This window comes from Modestobacter sp. SYSU DS0875 (assembly GCF_054050915.1).
Genome location: NZ_JBJHAH010000011.1, coordinates 122863 through 130395, shown reverse-complemented (window position 1 = coordinate 130395; position 7533 = coordinate 122863). Strand labels below are relative to the sequence as shown.

Sequence of the window (7533 nt, the reverse complement as noted above, 5' to 3'; positions counted from 1 at the left end):
CATGGACCACGGCGACATGGACCACGGCGACATGGACCACGGCGACATGGACCACGGCGACATGGACCACGGCGACATGGACCACGGCGACATGGACCACGGCGACATGGACCACGGCGACATGGACCACGGCGACATGGACATGCCGATGCCCGGCGGCATCGGGCTGGCCGGCGCCGGCGACGACCAGCTCACCGATCCCGACGGTCTCGACCTGGACGTGCTGCACCTGCCGCTGGGCCCAGTGCTCCCCCACTGGCCGGCCGGGTTGCTGCTGCACACCACGCTGCAGGGCGACCTGGTGGTCGCGGCGATCCCGGAGGTGCTGCCGGCCGACGGGGAACCACCGCTCGGGCAGGACGTGCACCGCTCCCCCGCGGGCCGCTGGGACGCCGTCGCCACGCTGCTCGCCCTCGCCGGCTGGACCGACGCCGCGGTACGCGCCGCCCGGCTGCGCGACGCCGCGCTGGACGGTGGGCCCGACGGTGGGCTCGACCAGCAGGAGGCTGACCGGCTGACCCGCCGGATCCGGCGGTCCCGGCTCCTGCGCGCATCACTGCGCGGGCTGGGCGAGCTGCCCGAGGGCGACGCCCACGACCGGCTGCTGCACTGGCTGGACGGGACGACGTCCGCGCGGCCGACCACCCTGGGCGACGTCGCCGACCTGGTCACCGGGCTGGACCTGGCGTCTGCCCGGCTGGTGGTCGCCAGCCTGGACCTGGACACCGCGGACCTGGACACCGCCGACCGCAGTCCGGCTCCGGCGGAGGTGGCCTCGTGACGATCGACCAGGTCTCCTCCGCCTGGGTGCCACTGGCGGCGGCGTTGCTGCTGGCCGTCGCGGCCGCGGCCGCCTGCCTGGACGGCGTCCTCGCCGCCCGGGCGGACGGGCAACCACCGGCCGGCGGCCTCCTGACCCCGGCCGCGGAGACGGCGCGGCTGTTCCGGCAGCGCCGCCGCAGCACGCTGGCCGCCGACGCCCTGCTCTGGCGGGTCGGCGGCGCCGGGCTGCTCACCGCGGCCCTGCTGATGGTGGTCGTGGTGCCGCTCGGGCGCTGGACGGTCGCCGACCTCGCGGTGGGCGTCGTCTGGTTCAACGCGATGGACGTGCTGCTGTGGGCCGCGATCTGGCTGGCCGGCTGGGGGCCGAACAGCGCACACGCGCTGGTCGGCGGCTTCCGGTTCCTGGCGCAGGCGCTGGCCTACGAGCTGCCGCTGATGTTCGCGCTGACCACCCCGGCGGTGGCTGCGGGCAGCCTGCGGCTCGGCGACCTCGTCACGGCGCAGGAGGGGCTGTGGTTCATCGTCTGGATGCCGGTCGCCTTCCTGGTCTTCTGCGGTGCGGTGCTCGCCTTCTCCGTCTGGGGCCCGTTCGCCGCGGCCGGAGGGTCCACGACCGCCGGCGGGGTGCTCGCCGAGACCTCCGCCGTCGACCGCTGGCTGCTCTCCGCCGGGCGCTACGCGTTGCTCACCGCCGGCGCGGCGTTCGGCGCCACGGCCTTCCTCGGCGGGGGCCAGGGCCCGCTGCTGCCGGCCTGGCTGTGGACGCTGGTCAAGACCGCCGCGCTGCTCGCGGTGCTGGTCGCGCTGCGGCGCCGGTTGCCGGTGCTCCGACCGGAGCGGCTGGTCACACCCGCCTGGCTGGTCGTGCTGCCGCTGACGCTGCTGCAGCTGCTGGTCGTGTCCGTCGTCGTGGTGGTCCGGGGGTGAGGCAGTGCTGAGCGGGATCGTCTTCTGGGTGCTCGCGGTGATCGCGGTGGCGGCCGGGGTCGCCGTGTTCCGGGTCGACTCCATGGCCCGGGCCACCTACGCGCTGGCCGCGTCGTTCGTCGCCGTCGGCCTGGCCCTGCTGCTGTTCGACCTGCAGTTCCTCGGCGTGATCACCGTGCTGATGATGGTGATGGAGATGGCGATCATGGCCATCTACATGATCATGTTCATGGGGATGAACCCCGCGCTGATGCCGATGAGCATGGTGCACGGGAAGCGCCCGGCCCTGGCGGTCTCGATCGGCACCTTCGTCGTGCTGGCCGGCGGTGCGCTGCTCGTCGACTGGCCCACCCGCCGCGGGGCACCGGCCGCCGACCTGGTGACCTCGCTGGGCGAGGCCGTCATGCACTCCAAGATGCTGGTGATGATGACCGTCTCACCGGTCCTCTTCGCCACCATCGTGGCCGCCCTGGTGCTGGCGCTCCCGCGCAGCCGCTACGACCGGATGGGTCCTGATCTCCGGGGCACGGACCTGCGCCGGAGGCATCGACGATGACCCTGCAGACCGTCCTGGTGGTGGCCGCCGCGCTGTTCAGCGTGGGGCTCTACGGCGCGATCTCCCAGCAGGTCGTGGTCATGGTGATGATGGGGCTAGAGCTGATGCTGAACGGCGTCATCCTGGCCGCGGCCGCCTTCTGGTGGTTCCTGTCCCCCTCCCCCGACGGCCAGGTGCTGCTGCTCGTGGTCATCTCCGCGATGACGGTGGAGATGGCGATGGGCTTCGCCGTCGCCACGTTGCTGCACCGGGCGAAGCAGTCGGACATGACCGACATGGCCACGGACCTCGCCCAGTGACCGGCGTGCTGTGGACGGCGGCCGCACTGCCCGCCGCCGTCGGGGCGCTGCTGTGCGTGCTCGGCCGGCGGGCCGACCGGACGGCGCTGCCGGCCGGCGTGGCGACGGCGGCGGTCGTGCTGGCGCTGGCGGTCGCCGTGGCCCTGGCCGGGCCGGCGGCCGAGGCGCCGTTCCTGCCGGGTGCCGCCTTCGGGCTGGCCGTCGACCCGCTGGCCGCCGTCGTGCTGCCCGCGGTCGCCGCGGTCGTCCTGCTGGTGCTGGTCTTCTCCGCCGGGGACGTCGATGCCCCCTACCAGGGCGCCCGCGCCCGGTTCACCGGCCTGATGCTGCTGTTCACCGCGGCGGTCGTCCTCACGGTCACCGCGAGCACGTTCCCCACGCTGCTGTTCGCGTGGGAGGCGATGGGCGCGACCTCCTACGCGCTGATCGGCTTCCGCTGGCGGGAACAGCACCGGGTCGGAGCCGGGCTGACCGCGTTCCTCACCACCCGCACCGCCGACCTCGGGCTGTACCTCGCCGCGGGCGCCGCCCTGGCCGGCGGCGCCGGGCTGGGGCTGGACCGACTGGCCGCCGCCGACGGGCCGTGGCTGGACGTCGCCGCCGCCGGTGTGCTGGTCGCGGCGCTGGGCAAGGCCGCGCAGCTGCCGTTCACCGCATGGCTGTCCGCGGCGATGGAGGGGCCCAGCCCGGTGAGTGCGCTGCTGCACTCCGCCGCGATGGTCGCGATGGGCGGCTACCTGCTGCTGCGGATGGAGCCGCTGCTGGCGGCGACCGGATGGGCCGGCCCGACCGCGGCCTGGATCGGCGCGCTGACCGCGCTGCTGCTCGGCGCGGTGGCCGTCGCCCAGCGCGACCTCAAGCAGCTGCTCGCCGCCTCCACCGCGGCCCAGCTCGGCTTCGTCGTCCTGGGCGCGGGCGTGGGTTCGGTCGCCGGTGGCACCGCGCACCTGGTCGCGCACGCCGCCACCAAGGCGCTGCTGTTCCTGGTGGCCGGAGCGTGGCTGAGCGCACTGGGCACCAAGCAGCTGGCCGCGCTGCACGGCGCCGCCCGGTGCTGGCGCCTGGCCGGCGTCGCCGCGTCCATCGGGGCGCTGGCGCTGGCCGGCGTCGTCCCGCTGTCGCTATGGGCCACCAAGGACGCGGTGCTCGCCGGTGCGCGGGAGGAGTCCCTGGCCCTGTACCTGGTCGGCCTGGCGGCCGCCGCCCTCTCGGCCGGCTACGCCGGCAAGGTGCTGTGGCTGGTCTGGCGGCCGGTGCCGGCCGACGCCGCCTACGACACCGAGGAGCAGGGCACCCGCCGGGTGGGCGGGCTGCAGCAGGCGCCACTGGTGGTGCTCGCCGCGGGCGCCGCAGTGCTGGGGCTGCTCGCCCTGCCGCCGGTCGGCGAGGCGCTGCGCCGCGCCCTCGGCGACACCGACGCCCCCGGCCCGGCGATCTGGGAGATGGCCCTCTCCGCCGCCCTCGCCGTCGCCGTCGTGCTGCTCTCCTCGCCAGGATGGCCATCTTGGCGGCATGCGGAGCAGGTCGGCTGGCTGGCGGGGTGGCTGGCGCTGCCCCGGGCCACCGAGCTGCTCGTCGTGCGGCCGGTCCTGCGCGCGGCCGAGGCCTGCGCCCGCTTCGACGACCGGGTGCTCGCCCGGGCCGTCACCGGCACCGGCAGGTCGACGTCGCGCACCGCCGGCGCGCTGGGCCGGTTCGACGACGGCGCGCTCGCCCCCGCCACGGCCGGGGCCGGCCGGTCGACCGTGCGGCTGGCCGGTGCCGCGCTGCGCGCCGACCTGGCCGGCCCCGACCGGCTGGTGCACGCCCTGGCTGCCGGCACCCGGCGGCTGGGGGCGGTCGCGCGCCGCTCGCAGACCGGTCAGCTGCACCAGTACTACGTCCTCGCCACCGTGGTGCTCGCCGCCGCGCTGGCCCTCCTGCTGGTCGGAAGGTAGTCCCCCCGTGCTCACCGTGATCGTGTTCCTGCCGCTGGTCGCTGCGGCGGCGCTCGCCCTCGTGCGGGTGTCCGACCGCGCCGCCCGCTGGACCTGGGTGGGGGTGACCGCCGCCGACCTCGCCCTGGTGATCGCCGTGTGCGTGGGCTACGAGACGCCGGCCGACGGCGGCCTCGCCTACGAGGAGCGGGCGCGGTGGATCCCCTCGGTGAACAGCAGCTACCACGTCGGCGTCGACGGGCTGTCCCTGCCGCTGCTGGCGCTCACCGCCGTCGTCTTCTGCGCGTGCGCGGTCTACTCGCTGCGCGAGCAGCGGCGGCCGCGGAAGCTCGCCGCGCTGTTCCTCGCCCTGCAGACGACCTGCCTGGGGCTGTTCGTGGCCCAGGACCTCATCCTGTTCTTCCTCTTCTTCGACCTGTCGATCGTCGGGATGTACGCCGCGATCGCCGGCTGGGGGCACGGCCGGCAGGCCGGCCGCTCGGCGCTGCAGTTCTTCCTCTACACCTTCCTGGGCAGCCTGGCGCTGCTGCTGGGCTTCATCGGGCTGTACCTGGCCGCCGACCCGCACACCTTCGACATCCCCGAGCTGGTCGCCGCCGCACCGCTGGCCGACTCCCCGGTCGCGGGCGGGTTCGTGCTGGCCGCGCTGCTGGTCGGGCTGGCGATCAAGACGCCCACCGTGCCCTTCCACACCTGGCTCCCGCCGGCGCACACCGATGCCTCGGCCATCGGGTCGGCGGTGCTCGCCGCGGTGCTGCTGAAGATGGGCACCTACGGGTTCGTCCGGATCGCGATGCCGGCGATGCCCGACGCCTGGCAGGGCGCGGCCTGGGTGGTGCTCGCCGTCGGCATCGTCTCGGTGCTCTACGGCGCGCTGGTCGCGCTGGCCCAGACCGACCTCAAGCGGATGATCGCCTACACCTCGATCAACCACATGGGCTACGTGCTGGTGGCCGTCGGCGCGGCCGGGCTGGTCGGCAGCGGAACGGCCGCACGGGAGCTCGCGGTCACCGGCGCGGTGACCCAGATGGTCAGCCACGGCCTGCTCACCGGTGCACTGTTCCTGCTCGCCGGCGTGCTGCACGACCGCACGGGCACCTACGCGATGGGCGAGTACGGCGGACTGGCCCGCAGCGCGCCGGTCCTCGCCGGGCTGTTCGCCGTCGCCGCGTTCGGCTCGCTGGGCATCCCGGCCTTCAGCGGGTTCGTCGCGGAGTTCCAGATCTTCGCCGGCAGCATCGGGGCGACGGCGTGGGCGGCAGTCGCGCTGCCGGGCATCCTGCTCACCGCCGCGCTCTTCCTGCGCGCGCTGCAGCGGGTCTTCACCGGGGAGACCCGTGGGCGCTCGGTCGGGTTCGCCGACGTGCGGGCGGTGCAGGTGGCCCCGGTCGTCGGGCTGCTCGCCCTGTCCCTGGCCATCGGCGTCGCCCCCTGGCCGCTGCTGGACGTCATCGCCCCGGCCGCGTCCCTCGTCGTGGACCTGGTGAGCCGGTGACGGGGGCGCCGCGGTGATCGCCCAGGACCCCCTGGCCCTGCTGCCGGAGATCTGCCTGCTCGCCGGCGCCGTCGTCACCCTGCTGGCGGGCTCGTTCCTGCCTCAGCAGCAGCAGTGGGTGGCCCGGCTGGTGGCGGTCGCCGCACTCCTGGCCGCCGGGGTGACCGCGGCCCTGGCCCTGGGCGACCCGGCGCGGACGGTGTTCGGCGCCTTCGTCCTCGACACCCCCACCGGCATCGCCCGCCTGGTGGTCGTCGCCTCGACCCTGCTGGTGATCGGCCTGGGGGTGGACGAGCTCGCCGGGCAGGCACGGGAGAGCGAGACCTACACGCTGCTGCTGCTCGGGTCGCTCGGCGCGGTGGTCCTGGCGGCCACCGACGACCTGCTGGTGCTGGCGGTCGGCTTCCTGCTGGCGAGCATCCCGCTGTACGCGCTGGTCGGGCTGGGCCGCAGCGCCCGGGCCGCCGAGGCGGCGCTGAAGACCTACCTGCTGGGTGCCCTGTCGGGCATCCTCCTGCTGCTGGGCAGCACCGTGCTCTTCGGTGTGGCCGGCAGCACCAGCTACGCGGGCCTGGCCGGCGGGCTGGCCGGTGCGCCGGTGGCCGCGGTCGCCGTCGGGGCGATCGGTGTGCTCGGCGGCCTGCTGTTCAAGGCCGGCGGGGTGCCGCTGCACTTCTGGGTGCCCGATGCGACCCAGGGCGCCGGCACCGCCGCGGCGGCCTTCCTCACCACCGTGCCGAAGGTCGGGGCACTGATCGCGATGGTGCGGCTGGTGGACGTGCTGCCCGGCCCGCTGCCGTGGCCGCTGCTGGTCGGGGTGCTCGCCGCGGTGACCATGACGCTGGGCAACCTGGCCGCCCTCGGGCAGACCGACGCCCGCCGGTTGCTGGGCTGGTCGACGGTGAGCCAGGTCGGCTACCTGCTCATGCCGGTGGCCGTGGTCGGCGCCACCGACGCGGCGGTGCCCGCACTGCTGACCTACCTCGTCGGCTACGCCGTCACCAACCTCACCGCCTTCGCGGTGCTCGCCGGCGACCCGCGGACGACGGCGCTCACCGACTCCCGGGGCCTGGCGCGCCGGCACCCGGGGCAGGCCGCCGCGCTGGTGATCGCCCTGCTCAGCCTGGTCGGCACGCCACCCACGGCGGTCTTCCTCGGCAAGCTCACCGTCTTCACCGCCACCTGGGACGGCGGCCTGACCTGGCTGGTGGTGGTCGCCGCGGTGAACACCGTGCTCAGCCTGGCCTACTACCTGCGGTGGCTGGTGCCCGCGCTGTCCCGGGGCGACGACCGGGACGACGACCAGGACGACGACCAGGACGACGGCGGGGCCGACGACCAGGACGCCGGCGACCAGGACGACGGGCAGGACGACGAGCAGGACGACGGCGGGCAGGAACCGCCCGACCGCCCGTGGGCTCGGGGCGCCGCGGCCGCCGGTGCGGTCGGGGTGCTCGCCGTCGGACTCGGCGCCGGGGTGGTGACCGCGCTCGTCGGGAGCGGCACGCTGGGCTGAGCGCCGCCGGCACCCCGATC

Annotated in this window: 7 protein-coding genes; all 7 read left to right on the top strand. The window is 75.2% G+C overall.

The genetic code is table 11. From position 1 onward, the window contains the following. A partial coding sequence (locus tag ACI79Y_RS09165; RefSeq protein ID WP_457158176.1) for a hypothetical protein occupies positions 1-781 on the top strand: 781 nt, incomplete at its 5' end. Next, positions 778-1710 (top strand): NADH-quinone oxidoreductase subunit H, encoded by a 933-nt coding sequence (locus tag ACI79Y_RS09160; RefSeq protein ID WP_457158175.1) that lies wholly within the window; start codon positions 778-780, stop codon positions 1708-1710. The genes ACI79Y_RS09165 and ACI79Y_RS09160, both read left to right, overlap by 4 nt. Before the next feature lie 4 nt (positions 1711-1714). Next, positions 1715-2266, top strand: coding sequence for an NADH-quinone oxidoreductase subunit J (locus ACI79Y_RS09155; RefSeq protein ID WP_457158174.1), 552 nt, complete (start codon positions 1715-1717; stop codon positions 2264-2266). Beyond that, complete coding sequence (locus tag ACI79Y_RS09150; RefSeq protein ID WP_457078982.1) at positions 2263-2565, top strand: NADH-quinone oxidoreductase subunit NuoK; 303 nt, start codon at positions 2263-2265, stop codon at positions 2563-2565. The genes ACI79Y_RS09155 and ACI79Y_RS09150 overlap by 4 nt, the downstream gene beginning before the upstream one ends. Beyond that, complete coding sequence (locus ACI79Y_RS09145) at positions 2562-4502, top strand: proton-conducting transporter transmembrane domain-containing protein (RefSeq protein ID WP_457158173.1); 1941 nt, start codon at positions 2562-2564, stop codon at positions 4500-4502. Before ACI79Y_RS09150 ends, ACI79Y_RS09145 begins: the two co-directional genes overlap by 4 nt. Positions 4503-4509: 7 nt before the next feature. Then, positions 4510-5997, top strand: coding sequence for a complex I subunit 4 family protein (locus ACI79Y_RS09140; protein ID WP_457158172.1), 1488 nt, complete (start codon positions 4510-4512; stop codon positions 5995-5997). A 13-nt stretch (positions 5998-6010) separates the two neighbouring features. Continuing rightward, positions 6011-7513 carry an NADH-quinone oxidoreductase subunit N gene (locus ACI79Y_RS09135; RefSeq protein WP_457158171.1) on the top strand — a complete coding sequence of 501 codons (1503 nt, stop codon included), beginning with the start codon at positions 6011-6013 and terminating at the stop codon, positions 7511-7513. The last annotated feature ends 20 nt before the right edge of the window (positions 7514-7533 follow it).